This is a genomic window from Paracoccus sp. SCN 68-21 (genome assembly GCF_001724535.1).
GTDB lineage: Bacteria > Pseudomonadota > Alphaproteobacteria > Rhodobacterales > Rhodobacteraceae > Paracoccus > Paracoccus hibiscisoli.
Genome location: NZ_MEES01000066.1, coordinates 21,470 through 41,337, shown reverse-complemented (window position 1 = coordinate 41,337; position 19,868 = coordinate 21,470). Strand labels below are relative to the sequence as shown.

At 69.7% G+C, this 19,868-nt stretch carries 18 protein-coding genes; 12 read left to right on the top strand and 6 right to left on the bottom strand.

Translation table 11 applies throughout. From position 1 onward, the window contains the following. Position 1: 1 nt before the first annotated feature. From pcaG to ABS73_RS14585, 12 genes are all read left to right on the top strand, one after another. A complete protein-coding gene (gene pcaG / locus ABS73_RS14640; RefSeq protein ID WP_277021867.1) occupies positions 2–610 on the top strand; it encodes a protocatechuate 3,4-dioxygenase subunit alpha in 609 nt (202 codons plus the stop codon). Next, positions 603–1,478 (top strand): 3-oxoadipate:acetyl-CoA acetyltransferase, encoded by an 876-nt coding sequence (locus ABS73_RS14635; protein ID WP_277021864.1) that lies wholly within the window; start codon positions 603–605, stop codon positions 1,476–1,478. Before pcaG ends, ABS73_RS14635 begins: the two co-directional genes overlap by 8 nt. Further along, complete coding sequence (locus ABS73_RS14630; RefSeq protein ID WP_277021862.1) at positions 1,475–2,857, top strand: lyase family protein; 1,383 nt, start codon at positions 1,475–1,477, stop codon at positions 2,855–2,857. Before ABS73_RS14635 ends, ABS73_RS14630 begins: the two co-directional genes overlap by 4 nt. A 54-nt stretch (positions 2,858–2,911) precedes the next feature. Further along, the gene (locus ABS73_RS14625; RefSeq protein WP_277021860.1) at positions 2,912–4,231 is read left to right on the top strand and encodes a cation:proton antiporter; all 1,320 of its coding nucleotides are present in this window, start codon (positions 2,912–2,914) and stop codon (positions 4,229–4,231) included. Between the two features lie 3 nt (positions 4,232–4,234). After that, positions 4,235–4,609: an NAD-binding protein gene (locus ABS73_RS14620; protein WP_277021857.1), complete on the top strand. Its 375-nt coding sequence runs from the start codon at positions 4,235–4,237 to the stop codon at positions 4,607–4,609. Positions 4,610–4,901: 292 nt separating this feature from the next. Further along, positions 4,902–6,623, top strand: a complete 1,722-nt coding sequence (locus tag ABS73_RS14615) for a BCCT family transporter (RefSeq protein WP_277021854.1) — start codon at positions 4,902–4,904, stop codon at positions 6,621–6,623. 115 nt (positions 6,624–6,738) lie between these two features. Beyond that, complete coding sequence (locus ABS73_RS14610) at positions 6,739–7,230, top strand: Lrp/AsnC family transcriptional regulator (RefSeq protein WP_277021853.1); 492 nt, start codon at positions 6,739–6,741, stop codon at positions 7,228–7,230. Between the two features lie 199 nt (positions 7,231–7,429). Beyond that, a complete protein-coding gene (locus ABS73_RS14605; RefSeq protein WP_277021850.1) occupies positions 7,430–8,572 on the top strand; it encodes a glycine cleavage T C-terminal barrel domain-containing protein in 1,143 nt (380 codons plus the stop codon). A gap of 29 nt (positions 8,573–8,601) precedes the next feature. Next, positions 8,602–9,408 carry an enoyl-CoA hydratase gene (locus tag ABS73_RS14600; protein WP_277021848.1) on the top strand — a complete coding sequence of 269 codons (807 nt, stop codon included), beginning with the start codon at positions 8,602–8,604 and terminating at the stop codon, positions 9,406–9,408. A 4-nt stretch (positions 9,409–9,412) separates the two neighbouring features. Continuing rightward, the gene (locus ABS73_RS14595) at positions 9,413–11,083 is read left to right on the top strand and encodes an acyl-CoA synthetase (protein WP_277021846.1); all 1,671 of its coding nucleotides are present in this window, start codon (positions 9,413–9,415) and stop codon (positions 11,081–11,083) included. 3 nt (positions 11,084–11,086) lie between these two features. Continuing rightward, positions 11,087–11,665 (top strand): methylenetetrahydrofolate reductase C-terminal domain-containing protein, encoded by a 579-nt coding sequence (locus ABS73_RS14590; RefSeq protein ID WP_277021844.1) that lies wholly within the window; start codon positions 11,087–11,089, stop codon positions 11,663–11,665. Next, positions 11,662–12,648, top strand: coding sequence for a methylenetetrahydrofolate reductase (locus ABS73_RS14585; protein ID WP_277021841.1), 987 nt, complete (start codon positions 11,662–11,664; stop codon positions 12,646–12,648). Before ABS73_RS14590 ends, ABS73_RS14585 begins: the two co-directional genes overlap by 4 nt. Before the next feature lie 14 nt (positions 12,649–12,662). Here the strand turns inward: ABS73_RS14585 and ABS73_RS14580 are convergent, their stop codons facing one another. From ABS73_RS14580 to ABS73_RS14555, 6 genes are all read right to left on the bottom strand, one after another. After that, the gene (locus ABS73_RS14580) at positions 12,663–13,259 is read right to left on the bottom strand and encodes an SDR family oxidoreductase (RefSeq protein WP_277021838.1); all 597 of its coding nucleotides are present in this window, start codon (positions 13,257–13,259) and stop codon (positions 12,663–12,665) included. Between the two features lie 73 nt (positions 13,260–13,332). Continuing rightward, positions 13,333–14,694: an NAD-dependent succinate-semialdehyde dehydrogenase gene (locus ABS73_RS14575; RefSeq protein ID WP_277021835.1), complete on the bottom strand. Its 1,362-nt coding sequence runs from the start codon at positions 14,692–14,694 to the stop codon at positions 13,333–13,335. A gap of 343 nt (positions 14,695–15,037) precedes the next feature. Then, a complete protein-coding gene (locus tag ABS73_RS14570) occupies positions 15,038–16,786 on the bottom strand; it encodes an acetyl/propionyl/methylcrotonyl-CoA carboxylase subunit alpha (protein WP_286693534.1) in 1,749 nt (582 codons plus the stop codon). Then, on the bottom strand, positions 16,776–18,329 hold the full coding sequence (locus ABS73_RS14565) for a 5-oxoprolinase subunit B/C family protein (protein WP_277021829.1): 1,554 nt from the start codon (positions 18,327–18,329) through the stop codon (positions 16,776–16,778). Before ABS73_RS14565 ends, ABS73_RS14570 begins: the two co-directional genes overlap by 11 nt. Then, complete coding sequence (locus ABS73_RS14560; RefSeq protein WP_277021826.1) at positions 18,326–19,096, bottom strand: putative hydro-lyase; 771 nt, start codon at positions 19,094–19,096, stop codon at positions 18,326–18,328. The genes ABS73_RS14565 and ABS73_RS14560 overlap by 4 nt, the downstream gene beginning before the upstream one ends. Then, on the bottom strand, positions 19,093–19,860 hold the full coding sequence (locus ABS73_RS14555; protein ID WP_277021824.1) for a LamB/YcsF family protein: 768 nt from the start codon (positions 19,858–19,860) through the stop codon (positions 19,093–19,095). Before ABS73_RS14555 ends, ABS73_RS14560 begins: the two co-directional genes overlap by 4 nt. Positions 19,861–19,868: the final 8 nt, after the last annotated feature.

Below are 19,868 nucleotides of genomic sequence, written 5' to 3'. Positions count from 1 at the left end.
CATGCCGCAAGCCTTGCCCTATCTGAGGGAGACGCCCTCGCAGACCGCCGGACCCTATGTCCATATCGGCCTGGCCCCCGGCGCCGCGGGGTTCGACATCTATCGCGAGGAGCTGGGCCACCGCATCATCGCCCTCGACACCCCCGGCGAGCGCATCCGCATCGAGGGCTGCGTCTTCGATGGCACCGGCGCCCCCGTCCGCGACGTGCTGATCGAGCTGTGGCAGGCCGACGGGCAGGGCATCCACCCCCATCCCGAAGACCCACGCCATGCCGATTGCGCGCCCGGCTTTCGCGGATGGGCGCGGATCGTGCCCGATTTCGACACCGGCCTGTTCGTCATCGACACCATCCGCCCCGGTTCCGTCCCCGGCCCGAACGGCCGCCCGCAGGCGCCGCATCTGTCGCTGTGGCTGGTGGCGCGGGGCATCAATACCGGGCTGCAGACGCGGATGTATTTCGACAACCTGGACAATGCCGCCGATCCGCTGCTGGCGCTGATCGAACAGCCCGACCGCCGCGACACCCTGATCGCGCGGTGCGAGGGCGCGATCTATCGCTTTGACATCCACCTTCAGGGCAACAGGGAAACGGTGTTCATCGATGTCTGACAATCCCTGCATCCTCTGCGTGGCCATCACCGGCAGCCTGCCGACCAAGGCCAACAACCCCGCCGTGCCCATCACCATCGCCGAGCAGGTGGAATCCACCCATGAGGCCTTCGAGGCCGGGGCCAGCATCGTGCATGCCCATGTCCGCGACGACCAGGGCCGCCCGACCAGCGACTCGGACCGCTTTGCCCGCCTGCTGGAGGGCATCCGCCGCCACTGTCCCGGCATGATCGTGCAGCTGTCGACCGGCGGCCGGTCGGGGGCGGGCCGCGACCGGGGCGGCATGCTGCGCCTGTCGCCCGACATGGCCAGCCTGGCCGTCGGGTCGAACAACTTTCCGACCCGCGTTTATGAGAACAGCCCCGATCTGGTTGACTGGCTGGCCGCCGAAATGGCCGCCCATGGCGTCATGCCCGAGATCGAGGCCTTTGATCTGTCCCATATCCTGCAGGCCCATGCGATGTGGCGCGACGGGCGCCTGACGACCCGCCCCTATATGCAATTCGTGATGGGGGTGCGCAACGCGATGCCGGTCGATCGCGACGTGTTCGATTACTATGTCCATACCGTGCGGCGGCTGTTCGGGGAAGATGCGCCCTGGTGCGCGGCCGGGATCGGCCCGAACCAGATCGTGCTGAACGAATGGGCGATCGCTGCGGGGGGTCACGCACGGACCGGGCTGGAGGACAACGTGCGGCTGGACCGCGACCGGCTGGCGCCCTCGAACGCGGCGCTGGTGCGGCGCGCGGCGGCGCTGTGCGACCGTCACGGGCGGCCCGTCGCCACATGGCAGCAGGCCCGCGCCATCCTGGGCCTGCCGCAAAAGGCCCCCGGCACCGGCGTGGCCGCTCAGGGGGTGGCCCGATGACCGGCCCGGCGCAGAACGCCCTCTATGCCGCGCTGTTCGGCGACCCTCAGACCGAGGCGCTGTTCTCGGCCGAGGCAGAGCTGGCCGCCATGGCCCGGGTCGAGGCCGCCCTGGCCATCGCGCAATCGCAGCTGGGCGTCATTCCCGCCGATGCGGGTCCGGCCATCGCGGCGGCCTGCACCGCGCTGCGGATTGACCCGCAGGATCTGGCGCAGGCCACGGCGCGGAACGGCGTGCCGGTGCCCGGCCTGATCGCCGCGATCCGCGACCAGATGGGCCGCACGCCGCACGCCGCCCATCTGCACTGGGGCGCGACCAGCCAGGACATCATGGACAGCGCGCTGGCTCTGCGGATCGGGCCGATGCTGGCCCTGTGGGAGGGGCGGCTGCACGCCGTCCTGACGCGGTTGGCGGGACTTGCGGCCGATCATGCCGATCTGCTGATGGCCGCGCGGACCTATGGCCAGGCGGCGACGCCCACCGGCTTTGGCGCGGTCGTCGCAGGCTGGGGCTGGCGGCTGCTGGATCAGGAGCAGGCCATGCCCGCCCTGCGCGACCGTGTGCTGCGGGTGTCGCTGTCGGGCGCTGCAGGCACCCTGTCGGCGATGGGGCCTCAGGGTCCGGCGGTGCGGCAGGCGATGGCCCGGGCGCTGCACCTGTGTGATCCGGGGCGCAGCTGGCACAGCGACCGGTCGGGCCCGGGGCATCTGGCCGACTGGATCGCGGGTCTGGCGGCGGCCTTAGGCAAGCTGGCCGAGGATCTGCTGATGATGACCCAATCGGGCATCGGCACCGTGGTGATCGCGGGGGGCGGGGCTTCGTCCACCATGCCGCAAAAGCGGAACCCGGTCGGGCCGTCGGCGATGGTGGCGCTGGCGCGGCACGCGATGGGGCTGGCGGCGACGTTCCGCGCCGCGGGCCTGCACCGCCAGCAGCGCGACGGAGCCGCCTGGTTCACCGAATGGCTGACCCTGCCGCCGCTCTGCGTGGCGGGGGGCACCTTGCTGCGAACCGCAGACGATGTGCTGGCGCGGCTGACCCCCGATGCCACCGCGATGGCGCGCGACCTGCAGACCGGCCACGGCACCATCCATGCCGAGGCGCTGACCTTTGCCCTGACCGAACACACGGCGCTGGACCGGGCCACGGCGGCAGCACGGGTCGCCGACCTCTGCGCGCAGGCCCTGCGGGAGGGGCGCGACCTGACCGAACTGGCGCGCGGGGCATGGCCCGGCCCCGACTGGCCCGCGCTGATCCGTGCGCGCAGCCTGGGCCAGGCCCCGCTGGAGGCCCGCGCATTTGACAGTGCGGTCCGTGCCGCATCGGGGGCGGCAGTTCTTGATGCAGGTCATGTCGGCGCCGTGCCCGCGCCCTTATGACGGGGGGTGACCCTGCCCGCATCGTCGCGGGCCGCACGACACAAGGTATGGCCCATGACCCCTTTCACCCAAATCGCGCTGTTGCTGGTCCTGGCCTCGGGGGTGGGTCTGCTGGGGGTGCTGCTGCGCCAGCCGCTGATTGTGGGCTTCATCGCGGTCGGGCTGCTGGCCGGTCCCTCGGCCCTGGATCTGGTGCATTCCGAGGCCCAGATCGAGCTCTTGGCCGAACTGGGCATCGCGGTGCTGCTGTTTCTGGTCGGCATCAAGCTGGACGTGACGCTGATCCGGTCGCTTGGGGCGGTGGCCGTGGTGACCGGTCTGGGACAGGTCGCGTTCACGGCCTTCTTCGGCTATCTGATCGGGCTGGGCCTGGGGCTGGACCATGTCACCAGCCTGTATGTCGCGGTGGCGCTGACGTTTTCGTCGACGATCATCATCGTCAAGCTGCTGTCGGACAAGCGCGAGATCGACTCGCTGCACGGCCAGATCGCCCTGGGATTCCTGATCGTGCAGGATCTGGTGGTCGTTCTGGCGATGATCGTGCTGTCCGCCATCGGCATCGGTGCGGGCGGCGGGGGCGGAACCGTGCTGACGGTCCTGGCATCGGGGGTGGGGCTGCTGCTGGTCGTCATCCTGTTCGTGCGCTATCTGGCCGATCCGCTGACGGCCCGCCTGGCGCGGACGCCCGAACTGCTGGTCATCTGCTCGATCGCCCTGGCGGCGATGTTTGCGGCACTGGGCGACGCGGTGGGCCTGGGCAAGGAGGTCGGCGGCCTGATGGCGGGCATCGCGCTGGCATCGACCCCCTTCCGCGAGACCATCTCGGCGCGGCTGGTGCCGCTGCGGGACTTTCTGCTGCTGTTCTTCTTCATCGCGCTTGGGGCGACGCTGGATCTGTCGCTGCTGGGTGGGCATCTGCTGGGCGCGGCGGTCCTGTCGCTGTTCGTGCTGATCGGCAACCCCCTGATCGTGCTGATCATCATGGGCGCGCTTGGCTATCGCAAGCGGACGGGGTTTCTGGCCGGGCTGACCGTCGCCCAGATCAGCGAGTTCTCTCTGATCTTCGTCGCGATGGGGGTCAGCCTGGGGCATGTCGGCCCCGATGCCCTGGGGCTGGTCACCATGGTCGGCATCGTGACCATCGCGGCCTCGACCTACATGATCACCTTTTCGCACCACCTCTATGCACTGTGCGAGCCGCTGCTGGGCGTGTTCGAGCGTCGCGGAACCCCGCGCGAGGCCACCCGCGGCGATGACCGTCGGGCGCCCGCCGTCGACGTGGTCATCCTGGGCCTGGGCCGCTTTGGCACCGCTTTGGGGATGCGCCTGCAGCGGCGCGGCCTGTCCGTGCTGGGCGTCGATTTCAACCCCTAGGCCGTGCGCCGCTGGCAGGATCTGGGCCTGCGGGCCGAGTTCGGCGATGCCAGCGACCCCGAATACATGGCGGGCCTTGATCTGGCGGGAACGCGCTGGATCGTCGCGACCATCCCGGTTCACCCCACCGGTCTGAGCCACGAGGATATCCGCACGACCGTCATCCAGCTGGCGCAGGCGGCGGGCTTCACGGGGCGGATCGCGGCGACCGCGCATGACGCCTCCGAGACGCGCCTGATCCTGGCCGCCGGTGCCGATCTGGTGCTGGAGCCGTTCCAGGATGCCGCCGACCAGGCGGTCGATCTGCTGTGCGGCGGCGGCCAGCGCCAGCGCCTGCCCGTGCCGCCCCTCCGCGGAGAGGAGCCTGCTGCCGGTTGACGGCCCCCCGGGCGGATCTTGCCGATGCCCCTGTCGCCAAGGGGCCACTGCTGCGGGCGGGCCTGCTGCCCCCGCAGGCTCTCCGATCGCCGCGTTGCGCGCGCGGTGGCGTCCCGACGCGCGAACCGGTCGCAAAAGAGATACCGCCCATCCCCCTGCAATGCCAAGATAGGCGCTGACAAAAGGGAACCGGGCGTCCGTCAGGACCTTTCCTGTCGTCGCCACAGCAGACCGGCCCGCGCAGGCGAGGCCGGATGACGGGCGCGACCGCGGAGGCGCAAAGGAGCACATGGTGCCAAGTGATGATAAAATCGGTCCTCCCCTGACGGAACTGGACATCAATACCACCACGGGCGGGTTCTATGACGGGTTCTCGATCGCCGTGACCGTCCCGGCCAAGATCATCATCTCGGTCATCGTGGTCTGGGCGATCTTCTGGCCGATCCAGTCGGGCGCGATCCTGAACGGGCTGAACGGGCTGATCCTGCAGAACTTTGCCGCCTGGTACATCTGGGTGGTCGCGTTCTTCATCGTCGTGTGCTTTGTGCTGGCGGTCTGGCCCGCATCGGCGCGGCTGAACCTGGGGGTGGAGGGCGAACAGCCCGAATTCACGCGGTTTTCCTGGTTCTCGATGATGTTCGGGGCGGGGATCGGCGTGGGCATGCTGACCTGGGCCGTGGCCGAACCCGTCACGCATCTGGGCACCAGCCCCGAGACGATCATGGGCCTGACCACCGGGGGCGGCGCCGACAACGTGGCGATGGCCTTTAAGTGGTCGTTCCTGCATTGGGGGTTCAGCGCATGGGCCTGCTATGCGATCTGCGGGCTGTCGCTGGCCTATTTCAGCTATCGCCGGGGGCTGCCGCTGACCATCCGGTCGGGGCTGACGCCGCTGTTCGGCCAAAGGCTGGCGGGGCCCTTGGGCCATGTCATCGACATCGTGGCGGTGGTGGCCACCATCCTGGGCGTGGCGCAGACGCTTGGCTTTGGGGTCGATCAGCTGGTGGCGGGCCTGACGCGGATCGGCTTTGGCGGCCTGGTCGACACCGATGGGGGGGCAACCACGACCGGCATCATCGTGGCGCTGGCGGTCATCATGGGCCTGTCCACGCTGTCGGCGCTGTCGGGCGTGGGTCGCGGTATCAAGTGGCTGTCGAACCTGAACATGGGCCTGTCCATCCTGCTGCTGGGCTTTCTGATGATCTTTGGCGCGACATGGTTCGGGCTGAACGCGATGGTCACGGGGCTGTGGCACTATGTCATCAGCCTGCCGCAGATGAGCGTCGCCGTCTTCCGCTCCGACGGGGTCGAGGGGTCCGAGGCCTTTCTGCTGGCGCAGTGGCAGGGCTGGTGGCCGGTCTTCTACTGGGCGTGGTGGATCGCATTCGCGCCCTTCGTGGGGCTGTTCCTGGCGCGCATCTCGCGCGGGCGGACGGTGCGGGAATTCGTGCTGGGCGCGCTGATCGTGCCGGCGCTGATGTGCTTTGTCTGGTTCTCCTGGACGGGCGGCACGGCCATCGACCTGGAGCTGAACGGCGGCGCGAACGGTGTCATCTTCGACGCGGCCAACGGCGACAAGATCTTTGCCATGACCGAGTTCATGCTGGCGCCCATCGCCACCTGGCTGGCCTGGGGCATGGCGGTGCTGATCGTGGTGGTGCTGCTGACCTTCCTGGTCACCTCGGCCGATTCCGCGGTGCTGATCGTGAACACCATCAACGCCGCCGAGGACGAGGGGCCGAAATCGCGACCGCATATCCTGTTCTGGGGCGCGGCGCTGGCGATGGTGGTGGCGGGGCTGCTTATCTCGGGCGGGACGACGGCGATCCAGACCGCGATGGTCATCGGGGCGCTGCCGTTCTCGGTGGTGATGGTGCTGATGGCCGTCGCCCTGCTCAAGGCCATCTATAACGATACGCGCCGCGCGCGGGCGGGCGTCCCCTCGACCCATGACAAGATCGAGGGCGCGACGGCCAACGGCGCGCCCTCTGGCTTGGGCATGCCCGCTCAGTGACCGCCCTTTCCTGGGTGCGGCGCAGGCCGTGCCCCGGCACCGAGGCGGGTTGCACAATCCGCGCCCACCGTGTTGAGAATGCCTGCGTCGGGCATGGCTGATGCGGGGGCAAGGGATGAGCAGACCAGGTCTTGATGCGACGGATATCCGCATCCTGGCGGCCGTCCAGGCGCATGGACAGCTGAGCAAGGCCCGCCTGGCCGAGATCGTGAACCTGTCGCCCACCCCCTGCTGGGCGCGGCTGAGCAGGCTGAAATCGGCCGGGCTGATTCGCGGCTATCACGCGGATCTGGCGCTGGACCGCATCGTCAGCTTCTCGCAGGTGATCGTGACGGTATCGCTGTCGCAGCACCGCAAGGTCGATTTCGACCGGTTCGAAAGCCATATCCGCAGCCTGGCCGAGGTGACCGACTGCATCGCGACCGGCGGCGGCATGGACTATGTCCTGACGGTCATCACCCCCAGCCTGGCGGCCTTTCAGGCGCTGATGGAGACCCTGCTGGAGGCAGAGCTGGGGATTCAACGCTACATGACCTATATCGTCACGCGGCAGGTGAAATCGACGCGGCCCGATCTGGGGGCGCTGTCCCGCCCGGCCACGGGCTGAACGGGCGCGGCCCCTGTCGGGCGCAGTCTGGGGAAACGGCCGGCCGAACGGTCCGCACGCCCCCGCAAGAACAGTCCAACAGGACGCATCGAGGGGCGTTTTCAGTCCGCACGGACCCCCGATCCGCGCTTAGATCGACGCAGCGCCCTGGGCATCGCCGGGCTGCTCCGGCCCCACATTCCGCGCAGGACAACGACAGATGACGCAGACAGATGATTTCGGCTTTGGCACGCAGATCCGCAAATCCCCCTATTTCGACGCGACGGTGCGGTGGGGGGCCACGGGGTTCTCGGTCTATAACCACATGTATATCCCGCGCGATTTCGGCGATCCGGTGCAGAACTTCTGGAACCTGATCAATGACGCGATCCTGTGTGACGTGGCCGTCGAACGCCAGGTCGAGATCACCGGCCCCGACGCCGCGCGGTTCGTGCAAATGCTGACGCCGCGCGACCTGTCGAAGATGGCGGTGGGACAGTGCAAATACGTGCTGATCACCAATGCCCAGGGTGGCATCCTGAACGACCCGATCCTGTTGCGGCTGGCGGAAAACCATTTCTGGATATCGCTGGCGGACAGTGACATCCTGCTATGGGCGCAGCGGGTTGCGGTGCATTCAGGCATGGACGTCACGATCAGAGAGCCGGACGTGTCGCCGCTGCAGTTGCAGGGGCCGAAATCGGGCGAGGTGATGCGCGCACTGTTCGGCGACGGTATCATGGACCTGCGCTATTACTGGCTGCGCCGGGTCGAGTTGGACGGCATCCCGCTGATCGTGTCGCGCACCGGCTGGTCCAGCGAGCTGGGATACGAGCTGTATCTGCAGGACGGCAGCCGCGGCGACGACCTGTGGGAAAAGATCATGGCCGCGGGCGCGCCCCTGGGGCTGAAGCCTGGGCATACCTCCTCCATCCGCCGGATCGAGGGGGGGATGCTGTCCTATCACGCCGATGCGGATATCGACACCAACCCCTATGAGCTGGGGCTGGACCGCCTGGTCAACCTGGAGATCGAGGCCGATTTCATCGGCAAGGACGCGCTGCGCCAGATCAGGGCCATGGGTCCGACCCGCCGGCAGGTCGGTCTGGTGATCGAGGGCGCGCCGCTGAAGGGGCCGAACACCACCTTCTGGCCCGTCACGAACGGGGACCGGACCGTGGGCAAGGTCACCTCGGCCATCCATTCGCCGCGGCTTGGCCAGAACATCGCGCTGGCGATGCTGTCGGCCGATGCGGCGCAGATCGGCGCGCGGGTCCAGGTTCGGACCCGGACCGGCCTGCTGGACGCCACCATCGTCGAACGGCCCTTCTACGATCCGAAAAAGACCATCGCCGCCGCCTGAACCGCCACCCCGACCAAGGAGCACGGGACATGTCACATCCGGGAGACCCCATCCTGCTACACGACCTGGACCGGGCGGGCATCCTGCGCCTGACCCTGAACGACGTGCCCCGTCGCAACGCCCTGTCCGAGGAGATGCTGGAGGCGCTGGCCACGGCGCTGGCGCAGGCAGGCACCGATCCGGCGGTGCGGGTGATCGTGGTGGCCGCGATGGGGCCCGCCTTCTGCGCGGGCCACGACCTGAAGCAGCTGACCGCGGCGCGGGACGCGCCCGATGGCGGACGCGCCTATTTCGCGCGGATCATGGCGCTGTGTTCGGGCGTCATGCAGGCCATCGTGGCCTATCCCAGACCCGTCATCGCCGAGGTCACGGGCGTCGCCACCGCCGCCGGATGCCAGCTGGTGGCCAGCTGCGATCTGGCCATTGCGGCCGATGATGCCCGCTTCAGCACGCCGGGGGTGCATATCGGGCTGTTCTGCTCCACGCCGATGGTCGCCCTGTCGCGCAACGTCGCCCCCAAGCACGCGATGGAGATGCTGCTGACCGGCGACATGACGCCCGCAGCGCGCGCGGCCGAGATCGGGCTGATCAACCGCGCCGTGCCCCCCGCCGACCTGCGCGGCGCCGTGATGGAGATGGCCGCCCGCATCGCGTCGAAATCGGGCATGACCCTGGCCGTGGGCAAGCGCGCCTTTTATGAACAGCGCGAGATGCCGCTGGCGCAGGCCTATGACCACGCATCCCAGGTGATGGTCCGCAACATGCTGGCCCGCGACGCGCAGGAGGGCATCGGCGCCTTCATCGAAAAGCGCAGCCCCGAATGGCAGGACCGCTGACGCCATGGGCCCCAACCCCTATGATATCGGGCTGGACCGCAACCCGGCCAATCACCAGCCGCTGACGCCCCTGACCTTTCTGGAACGCGCCGCCAGCGTCTTTCCGGACCATGTGGCGATCGTGCATGGCGCCACCCGCCGCAGCTATCGCGATTTCTATGCGCGGGCGCGGCGGCTGGCCTCGGCGCTGGCGGGGGTCGGGGTGGGGCGCGGCGACACGGTGTCGGTGCTGCTGCCCAACGTGCCCGCCATGCTGGAGGCGCATTACGGCGTCCCGATGAGCGGCGCGGTCCTGCATTCGATCAACACGCGGCTGGATGCGGCGATCATCGCCTTTCAGCTGGACCATGCCGGGTCGCGCGTGGTGATCGTCGATGCCGAATTCCTGCCCCTGCTGCGTCAGGCGCTGGATCTGGCGCAGGGGACGCCGCTGGTCGTCGTCAGCGTTGATCCGGAAAGTCCGGGCCCGCCCGTCGGGGCCTGCGACATGGATTACGACCGCTTTCTGGACGGCGGCGATCCGGCATTCGCCTGGCTGATGCCGCTGGACGAATGGGACGCCATCTCGATCAACTATACCTCGGGGACGACGGGAGATCCAAAGGGGGTCGTGTCGCATCATCGGGGCGCGTATCTGCTGGCGCAGGGCAATGTGCTGACCACGGCGATGGGCAAGCACGCGGTCTATCTGTGGACCCTGCCGATGTTTCACTGCAACGGCTGGTGCTTTCCCTGGACGCTGTCGGCGGTGATCGGCACCCAAGTCTGCCTTCGGCAGGTGCGGGCCGAGCCGATCTGGGCGGCGCTGGCCGATCTGGGGGTGACGCATCTGTGCGGGGCGCCCATCGTCATGTCGCTGCTGATCGGCGCCGGGCCGGGCATCCGCCGCGACCTGGGTTGTCCGGTGCAGTTCATGACCGCCGCCGCGCCCCCGCCGGAAAAGGTGCTGGCCGACATGCGCGATGCGGGGTTCGAGGTGACGCATCTTTATGGGCTGACCGAAACCTATGGCCCGGCGGTGGTCAACGACTGGCATGCCGATTGGTCGGACCTGCCCCCGGACCGTCAGGCGGCGCTCAAGGCGCGCCAAGGCGTGCGCTATCTGCCGCTGGAAGGGCTGGACGTGCTGGACCCCGACACGATGCAGCCCGTTCCCCGCGACGGCCGGACCATCGGAGAGGTGATGTTCCGAGGCAATGTCGTGATGAAGGGCTATTTCCGCAACCCTGCCGCCACGGCGGAGGCGTTCCGGGGTGGGTGGTTCCATTCGGGCGATCTGGGGGTGATCCATCCCGACGGCTATGTCCAGCTCAAAGACCGGTCCAAGGACATCATCATCTCGGGCGGCGAGAACATCTCGTCCATCGAGGTCGAGGAGGCGCTGTATCGCCACCCCGCCGTCGCCGTCTGCGCGGTGGTGGCGATGCCCTGCGACAAGTGGGGCGAACGCCCCTGCGCCTTTGTCGAGCTGGCCCCCGACGCGCAGGCTGACGCCGCGGCCCTGCTGGCTTGGTGCCGGGCGCATCTGGCCCCCTACAAGATCCCGGCGCGGGTGGTCTTTGCCCCGGTCCCGCGCACATCGACCGGCAAGATCCAGAAATTCGTGCTGCGCGACGAGGCGCGGAGGATGGCGGCGGACGCAACCGCGCCGCGCCCGGCCACGGATCGGGCCTGAGCGATGGAGCGCATCCGCAGTTTCGCTGTGCGCCACGCCCGGGCCTTTGAATGGGTCTATGTCCGGTTCGAACGGGCGCTGGTGGCGATGGACCCGCTGTTCCGGCGCATCGGCTATGACCGGCTGGAACGCCCGGTCGCGGCGGTTGAAAGGCTGACCAAGGGCCTGCTGTTCGATTGCCGGATGTGCGGGCAATGCGTGCTGTCATCGACCGGCATGTCGTGCCCGATGAACTGCCCCAAGACCTTGCGCAACGGCCCCTGCGGCGGCGTGCGACCCGGCGGGTTCTGCGAGGTCAAGCCGCAGATGCGCTGTGTCTGGGTCATGGCCTGGGAGGGGGCGGCCCGAATGCGCGGCGGCGGCCAGATCAGCGATGTCCAGCCGCCGGTGAACCGCAGCCTGGAGGGGTCGTCCTCCTGGCTGCGGGTCGCGCGCGAAAAGGCCGCCATGCCCGGCGGGCCGACCGACGCGCCGCGCGACACCATCGCCCGCGCCTTTCCCCGCGCCCGCGCCCATGAGCCCGCCGCGGCCCCCCTGGCCCCCGAACCGCCCCGCGCCAGCGACCGTGGGGTCGGGCGATGACCGACGCCACGCCCCCCGACTTTGCCCGCTGGCAGCCCAGCTATGACACGCCGCCGCCCGGCCACGTCTCGAGCAGCCGATTGGAGCGGGTGCTGCGCCAGGGCCATTTCGCCGTCACGGCCGAGCTGAACCCGCCCGACAGCGCCGATCCCGCCGATGTGTTCACCGCCGCACGCCCCCTGGCCGAGGTGGCCGACGCGATCAACGCGACCGACGCCTCGGGCGCCAATTGCCACATGTCGTCCATCGGAATTTCGGCCCTGCTGACGCGGGCGGGCTATGGGACCGTCTATCAGATATCGTGCCGGGACCGGAACCGCATCGCCATTCAGGGCGACGTGCTGGGGGCGGCGGCGATGGGGGTGCGCAACGTGCTGTGCCTGACCGGCGACGGGGTGGGCGTGGGCGATCAGCCCGGCGCGCGGCCAGTGTTCGACCTGGATTCCATCTCTCTGCTGCGCACGATCCGCACGATGCGCGACGATGGCGTGTTCCTGTCGGGCCGCCGCATCACCAGCCCGCCGCGCATGTTCCTGGGCGCGGCAGAGAACCCCTGCATCGCGCCGCTGGACTGGCGCCCCGACCGCCTGGCGAAAAAGGTCGAGGCGGGGGCGGATTTCATTCAGACCAACTATATCTTCGACATCCCGGTGTTCGAACGGTTCATGGCGCGGGTGCGCGATCTGGGCCTGGATCGGCGGGTGTTCATCCTGGCGGGGGTGGGGCCGCTGGCCTCGGGCAGGGCGGCGCGGTGGATGCGCAGCAACGTGCCGGGCATCCACATCCCCGATGCGGTGATCGACCGTCTGGACCGCGCCGCCGACCCCGGAGAGGAGGGCAAGCGCCTGTGCATCGAGCTGATCCAGCAGATCCGCCAGATCGCCGGCGTCAGCGGCGTGCATGTGATGGCCTATCGCCGCGAACACCTGGTCCGGGAGATCATCGCGCAATCCGGGGTCTGCCGGGATCGCGCGCGCGCCTGACCACCGCGCGGTGGTCAGGCCGACTGCATGTCCAGCGATTGCCCGTCGAACCGGCCCGTTGTCGCGGCCTCCGCCAGCAGGGCGGCCACATCGGCGCAGCTGGCCGAAGCCGTGCGGTCCACGGCGTCGCCCAGGATGACATCTGCGCTGCGACCCGCATCGGTCAGCGCGACGGGGCGCAGGATGGCGTAGGTCAGGCCCGCGCCGCGCAGATGGGCGTCGGCGTCATGCTTGGCCTTGAGGTAATGGGCCAGATCGCCGGTCGGATTGGCCTGATCCGCCCCCACCGAACTGAGCATGACAAAGCGGCCGACGCCCGCCTCCCGTGCCCGGTCGATCAGGCGCATCGCGCCGTCGCGATCGACCCTGTCCGTCATTTCGGGGCCGGTCGCGCCGCCCGACCCGGCGGCAAAGATCACCGCATCGGCGCCGTCGCAGATGCCGGGTGGTAGGTCGGTCAGATCGCCGTGGCGCAGGGTCACCCCCTGCGGCAGGCTTGCGGTGTCCGATGTCTCTCGCACCAGCGCCACGACGCGGTGCCCCTGATCCAGCAGATCCCGCGTCAGCAGCAGGCCGGTCTTGCCGGTCGCGCCGGCGATGAGGATGGTCATGGGCATGGTCTGTCCTTTCCGTGGTTGCGCGGCCCGGGGGTGACCCCGGGCGCGACGCTGTCGTATCGGCGCGTCAGGGCAGGAAGATCGCCTTGATGTTGACGAATTCCTTCATGCCGAAGCCGCCATGTTCGCGGCCATAGCCGGAATCCTTGACCCCGCCGAAGGGCATGTTCGGATCGGCCGCCCCGAACGAGTTGATGCGGACCATGCCGGTGTCGAAATGATCGCGCGCCAGGCGCAGCGCGCGTTCTTCGTCCCGGCAGAAGATGCCGCCGCCCAGGCCATAGCGGCTGGCATTGGCAATGCGCATCGCGTCCTCGTCGTCCTTGGCGCGAATGACGGCAGCGACGGGGCCGAAGATCTCGTCGTCGTGGGCGGGCATGCCGGGCGCGACATCGGCCAGCACCGTGGCGGGGTAATAGGCGCCCGTGCGGTCCGGCACCGTGCCGCCGCACAGCACCGTGGCGCCCTTGGCGACGCTGTCGCGGACCTGTTCGGCCACGGTGTCGCGCTGATCGGTGCTGGACAGCGGGCCCAGTTCGGTGCCGTCCTGCGTCGGATCGCCCATCGCGATCTTCTCCATCGCCGCGACATAGGCGTCATAGACCGCATCGGTGACGATGAACCGCTTGGCCGACACGCAGGTCTGCCCGTTATTGTACAGACGCCCCATGACCGAGAACTTCACCGCCGTCTCGATATCGGCATCCGACAGCACCAGATAGGCGTCGTTGGAGCCCAGCTCCAGCACGGTCTTTTTCAGCGCCTTGGCGGCGGTCGCGCCGACATGGCGCCCGGCCCCGTCGCTGCCCGTCATCGTCACGCCGCGCACCAGCGGATGGGCGATCAGCGCGTCGCTGACGTCGTGGTCGATCAGGATGACCTGGAACAGATCCTTGGGTAGGCCGGCCTCAATGCACAGTTCGCGCAGGCGCAGGCCTGTGCCGGTGCAGATGCTGGCATGTTTCAGCACGCAGGCATTGCCCGCCATGAGATTGTCGGCCAGCACGCGGACCGGCTGATACAGCGGGAAGTTCCACGGCTGGATCGAATAGATCACGCCGACCGGCTGATAGGTGACGACACCGCGAGAGCCCTTGCCATGGGTGCGTTCCTCAACGGCAAGCAGGTCGGGGCCGGTGCTGGCGGCATGGTCGAACAGCGCCGCGCACAGCTCGACCTCACGCAGGCCGTCCTTCAGCAGCTTGCCAGTCTCGCGGGTCATCAGCGCGGCCAGATCATCGGCGTTGTCGCGCAGGGTCTGGGCGATTTTGGTCAGATAGGGTGCCCGTTCGGCATGGGGGACGCTGCGCCACTGTAGAAAGGCGGCATGCGCGGCCTCCAGCTTGGCGGTGGCCTGCGCCTCGGACATCATCGGATAGGTCTCGACGGTCTCGCCGGTCGCGGGATTGGTGGTGGTGATCGTGGACATGACGTCTCCTTTGTTCGCGGGGGCAACCGGCGGGACTGCGTCCGGTTCCATCCTCCGCAGGGTCACATCACGTCGCACCCGACCCGCGGAGGGCGTATTTCCACCCCGGAAACCGGGCGCTGACGGTGCCGCCCTGTCCACGGCGGCGGGCCTTTCGGCGCGGATAAGGGTGGGGGACCTGCCGTCCGTGGCGTGCGGGCCGGGGTTGCCGGATCACCGCCGGGCATGGGCCGGAAAGCAGACCCCCGCCCGCCGCGGGTCAACGCCCAAGGCCGGGGTCCGTTCGTGGGCGAAGCGCCAGCAGTGGTTCCTTCGGGGCAGGCGGCCGCCCCGAAGGGACCGCTCAGCGCGTAATGCGGCAGAGGGGCGCGCCGTGGGCCAAGGTCGCGCCTTCGGGCGCGATGCGGGTCAGGGTGCCGGCATGGGGTGCCTCGATGCGCGTCTCCATCTTCATCGCCTCGATCACGGCGATGACCTGGCCCGCCTCGACCTGCGCGCCGTCCGGGGCCTGCCACAGCGACAGCGTGCCCGCGACGGGGGCGGTGACGGCATCGGCATCGACGGCCGCCTCCTCGGGCGCGGGGGCCGCGGGGGTGCCGGCCGCCAGCAGGCCCTGGGGCAGGGCCAGATCATGGCGCCTGCCGTCGATCTCGATCGACAGGCGCAGCATCGGCTGGTCCGGGGCGGGCGTCACGCGGCCTGCGGGCTGGACGGCGGCGGCCAGTCGGTCGGCGAAATCGGTCTCGATCCAGCGGGTGTGGACGGCGAACGCGTCGGTGAACTCCGGCGCCTCCAGCACCGCGCGGTGGAACGGCAGGACCGAGGCCACGCCTTCGATGCGGAACTCGCGCAGGGCGCGGCGGGCGCGGGCGATAGCGGTGGCGCGGTCGGGGCCGGTCACGATCAGCTTGGCCATCATCGAATCGAACTGGCCCGCGACCTGGCCGCCCTGTTCGACGCCGCTGTCCAGCCGGATGCCGATGCCGCCGGGCGCCGACCACAGCGTGATCGGGCCGGGCGTGGGCAGAAAGCCGCGGCCGGGGTCCTCCGCATTGATGCGGAACTCGATCGCGTGGCCGGTGAGTTCGGGCACGCTGTCATCGGTCAGGCGCGCGCCTTGCGCCACGCGGATCATCGCGCGGACGATGTCGATGCCGGTCGTCTCCTCGGTCACGGGGTGTTCGACCTGCAGTCGGGTGTTCACCTCCAGAAAGCTGATGGTGCCATTGGCGGACAGCAGAAATTCGACCGTGCCCGCGCCGCTGTAGCCCGCATGGGCGCAGATGGCGCGGGCGCTGTCATGGATGCGCGTGCGCTGGTCGTCGGAAAGAAAGGGCGCGGGCGCCTCCTCGACCAGCTTCTGGTTGCGCCGCTGCAGCGAACAGTCGCGGGTGCCCAGCACCTTGACCGTGCCGTGCCGGTCGGCCAGCACCTGCGCCTCGATATGGCGGGGGCGGTCCAGGAACTGCTCGACATAGCATTCGCCGCGTCCGAAGGCGGTGACTGCCTCGCGCGTGGCGGCGTCGAACAGCTCCTCGACCTCGTCCAAATCGCGGGCGACGCGCATGCCGCGCCCGCCGCCGCCGAAGGCCGCCTTGATGGCCAGCGGCAGGCCGTGCTCGCGGGCGAATGCCAGCGCCTCAGCCCCGCTGGCGATGGGACCGGGGCTGCCCGCGACCAAGGGCGCGCCCACGGCCTGCGCGATCTCTCGCGCGCGGATCTTGTCGCCAAGCGCGTCGATCACGTCGGGATCAGGCCCGATCCACAGGATGCCTGCCGCCTGCACCGCGCGGGCGAAATCGGCATTCTCCGACAGGAACCCATATCCCGGATGGATCGTGTCGACCTGCGCGCGGGCGGCGATGGCCAGGACTTTGGCCGCGTCCAGATAGGTGTCGGCGGGGCGGTGCCCCTCCAGCGCCCAGGCCTGATCGGCGGCGCGGACAAAGGGCGCGTCGCGGTCGGGATCGGCATAGATCGCCACCGATTCGATGCCTTCATCGGCGCAGGCGCGGATGACGCGCAGGGCGATCTCTCCGCGATTGGCGATCAGGATGCGGCGGATGGGGGTCAGGGGGGTGTCACGAAACATCATGTGCCTCCGGGTCGATATCGGTAAAGGGCGTGTCGGCAGCAAAGCGGATGCGCGTGCCGGGCGGCAGCTGTCCCGCCAGATCCAGCGCCGAGGGGTGCAGCGTCGCGATGACCGGATAGCCGCCGGTCAGCGGGTGGTCGGCCAGAAACAGCACCGGCTGGCCGGAATGAGGCACCTGGATCGCGCCGGTCGCCGTGCCCTCGCTTGGCAGTTCGCGGGCGTCGTCGCGGGTCAGCGCCTCGCCCGACAGGCGGATGCCCACGCGCGACGATTGCGGCGTCACCGACCACTGCTGGCTCAGGAACCGCGCCACGGTGGCCGCATCAAACCAATCGGTGCGCGGCCCCAGTGTCACGGGCAGTGTCACGACATCGCCGGCCTGCGGCAGCGTCGGTCCAGGGCCGGGGTCGGTCACCGCCCCCGCCGCGCGGCCCGCCGGGGCCAGCGCATCGCCCGCCACCAGCGGGGTCGGGCCGATCTGCGCCAGCGTGTCGGTGGCGCAGGAGCCCAGCACGGGGGCCACGTCGAACCCCCCACGCATCGCCAGATAGCTGCGCATGCCACGGGCCGGCGGGTCGATGGTCACCTCGTCGCCCGCATCCAGCGCAAAGGCCACGGGTTGGGCCCGCCCGCTGACGCAGGCGGTCGCGGCACCGGTCAGAGCCAGGGTCATCGCCACCTCCGCCCGCAGGCGGACGGGGCCAAGCGTGATCTCCAGCGCGGCCTCCCCCGCCGGGTTGCCCACCGCACGGTTCGCGCGGCGCAGTGCGGCCAAGTCCAGCGCGCCGGATGCGCTGACCCCCTGGCCCGCCTGACCCATGCGCCCGGCATCCTGCACCAGGATCGGAAAGGCGGTCTGGACCACGCGCAGGCCGGTCACCGGTGCGGGGTCGGGGACGGTCACGGCATGGACGCGCGCATGGCCGGTGACAAAGCGCGCCCTGACGCCGGGGCGCAGCAGGGCGGGGACGTCGCGGGTCAGGTCGAACATCGGCACCTCGGTCCGGCCGATCAGCTGCCAGCCGCCGGGGCTGGCCTGCGGATAGATGCCACAGAACCGCCCCGCCAGCGCGACCGACCCCGCCGGGATCTTCGTGCGCGGGGCGGAGCGGCGCGGCAGGTCGAACCGCGCATCGGCGCAGGTCATGTAGGCGAACCCGGGTGCAAAGCCGCAAAAGGCCACCTGCCAGGTCGCGGCCTGATGGGCGGCGATGACCTCATCCGTGGTCAGGCGCATCAGGGATGCGACCTCGGCCAGATCCTCGCCGTCATAGGTCACGGGGATCTCGACCGTCTCGGTTGCCCGCGTCGCAGGCATGGTGCCGGGGGCGGGCTGGCGGGCCAGCACGGCGCGGGCCAGGGCGGCATCGGCGGCCACGCCGGGACCCGTGGTGACCATCAGCGTGCGGGCGGCGGGCACGATCTCGGCCACGCCCGCGACCGGATCGGCCGCCAGCGCGTCGAACAGCGCCAGCGTCGCGTCCAGATCGGCCAACTCGACCAGAAAGGCGCGCGGGCCGATGGGCAGGACGCGGGTCATGTCTGCCACCGGGTTTCCGGCACATCCGTGACGAACATGTGCCCCGGTGCATGGGTGATGGCGAAAGGCGGCTTGGACGCCATGACCGCTGCCTGAGGCGTCACCCCGCAGGCCCAGAAGACCGGCACCTGACCCGAACCCACCGGCACCGGGTCGCCGAAATCGGGCTTTTGTAGGTCGGCGATGCCAAGGGCCTCGGGCAGGCCCACATGCACCGGGGCGCCGTGAACGGCGGGGGTGCGGCCCGAAATCATCGCGGCCTCGGCTACCCGATCTGCCGGGATCGGTCGCATCGACACGACCAGCCGCCCCGACATCCGCCCCGCGGGGCGACAGTCGCGGTCGGTCAGAAACATCGGCACGTTGCAGCCCCGGTCGACATGCGCGACCGGGATGCCCGCCGCCATCAGCGCCCCTTCGAAGGTGAAGGAACAGCCGATCAGAAAGGTCACCAGGTCGGGATGTTCGGCCCAGTGGGATGTGGCGTCGGTTACCTCCTCGGTCAGCACGCCGTCGCGCCAGATGCGGTACAGCGGAATGTCGGTGCGCAGGTCGGCATCGGGCGCCATGACGGTACGGTGGCTGCCGGGATCGGTCACGTCCAGCACCGGGCAGGGCTTGGGGTTCCTCTGCGCAAACAGCAGGAAATCCCACGCCCAATCACGCGGCAGCGAGATCATGTTGCACTGGGTAAACCCCGGCGCCTGACCCGAGGTCGGGCGCGCGGGCCCATGCCGCGCGGCCAGCCGCGCCTCGGCCGGGGTCATGCCCCACCCCTGGCAAAGGGCGCGATGGTGACCCCGCCCGCGATCAGCGCGTCGCGGACCCGGGCGGCGATGGCCACCGCGCCGGGGCTGTCGCCATGCACGCAGATGCTGTCGGCCTCAAGGCGCAGGATGCTGCCATCCTCGGCCTCCAGCACGCCCTCAGTCGCCAGGCGCAGCATGCGGGCCGCGATCAGGTCCGCGTCATGCAGGACCGCGCCCGTATGCTTGCGCGACACCAGCGCGCCCGCGGCGGTATAGGCGCGGTCGGCGAAGGCCTCGGCCACCACCGACAGGCCCGCGGCGCGCGCGCGGTCCAGCACGGGCGCCCCGGCCAGACCCATCAGCACCAGCGACGGGTCGACCGCCTTGACGCCCGCGATGACCGCATCGGCCTGGCGCGCGTCATCCGCGATGGTGTTGTACAGCGCTCCATGCGGTTTCACGTAAGTGACCCGCGTGCCCGCCGCCCGCGCCAGACCCTGCAACGCGCCGATCTGATAGATCACGTCGGCGGTCAGGTCGTCCGGCGCCACGTCCATGGTGCGCCGCCCGAACCCTACGCGGTCGGGATAGCTGACATGCGCCCCCACCGCGACGCCCCGCGCCGCCGCCTGTCGCAGCACCGCCAGCAGCCCCGCCGGGTCGCCGGCGTGAAAGCCGCAGGCGATGTTGGCGGAACTGACGATGTCCAGCATCGCGGCGTCGTCCCCCATCGGCCAGGGGCCGTAGCCCTCGCCCAGGTCGCTGTTGAGGTCGATTGGCATGGCTCCTC

What these genes read in the sequence shown, in the direction of transcription:
- pcaG (WP_277021867.1), top strand. Translation starts at nt 2, where the DNA reads ATGCCGCAAGCCTTGCCCTATCTGAGGGAGACGCCCTCGCAGACCGCC.
- ABS73_RS14635 (WP_277021864.1), top strand. Translation starts at nt 603, where the DNA reads ATGTCTGACAATCCCTGCATCCTCTGCGTGGCCATCACCGGCAGCCTG.
- ABS73_RS14630 (WP_277021862.1), top strand. Translation starts at nt 1,475, where the DNA reads ATGACCGGCCCGGCGCAGAACGCCCTCTATGCCGCGCTGTTCGGCGAC.
- ABS73_RS14625 (WP_277021860.1), top strand. Translation starts at nt 2,912, where the DNA reads ATGACCCCTTTCACCCAAATCGCGCTGTTGCTGGTCCTGGCCTCGGGG.
- ABS73_RS14610 (WP_277021853.1), top strand. Translation starts at nt 6,739, where the DNA reads ATGAGCAGACCAGGTCTTGATGCGACGGATATCCGCATCCTGGCGGCC.
- ABS73_RS14605 (WP_277021850.1), top strand. Translation starts at nt 7,430, where the DNA reads ATGACGCAGACAGATGATTTCGGCTTTGGCACGCAGATCCGCAAATCC.
- ABS73_RS14600 (WP_277021848.1), top strand. Translation starts at nt 8,602, where the DNA reads ATGTCACATCCGGGAGACCCCATCCTGCTACACGACCTGGACCGGGCG.
- ABS73_RS14595 (WP_277021846.1), top strand. Translation starts at nt 9,413, where the DNA reads ATGGGCCCCAACCCCTATGATATCGGGCTGGACCGCAACCCGGCCAAT.
- ABS73_RS14590 (WP_277021844.1), top strand. Translation starts at nt 11,087, where the DNA reads ATGGAGCGCATCCGCAGTTTCGCTGTGCGCCACGCCCGGGCCTTTGAA.
- ABS73_RS14585 (WP_277021841.1), top strand. Translation starts at nt 11,662, where the DNA reads ATGACCGACGCCACGCCCCCCGACTTTGCCCGCTGGCAGCCCAGCTAT.
- ABS73_RS14580 (WP_277021838.1), bottom strand. Translation starts at nt 13,259, where the DNA reads ATGACCATCCTCATCGCCGGCGCGACCGGCAAGACCGGCCTGCTGCTG.
- ABS73_RS14575 (WP_277021835.1), bottom strand. Translation starts at nt 14,694, where the DNA reads ATGTCCACGATCACCACCACCAATCCCGCGACCGGCGAGACCGTCGAG.
- ABS73_RS14570 (WP_286693534.1), bottom strand. Translation starts at nt 16,786, where the DNA reads ATGTTTCGTGACACCCCCCTGACCCCCATCCGCCGCATCCTGATCGCC.
- ABS73_RS14565 (WP_277021829.1), bottom strand. Translation starts at nt 18,329, where the DNA reads ATGACCCGCGTCCTGCCCATCGGCCCGCGCGCCTTTCTGGTCGAGTTG.
- ABS73_RS14560 (WP_277021826.1), bottom strand. Translation starts at nt 19,096, where the DNA reads ATGACCCCGGCCGAGGCGCGGCTGGCCGCGCGGCATGGGCCCGCGCGC.
- ABS73_RS14555 (WP_277021824.1), bottom strand. Translation starts at nt 19,860, where the DNA reads ATGCCAATCGACCTCAACAGCGACCTGGGCGAGGGCTACGGCCCCTGG.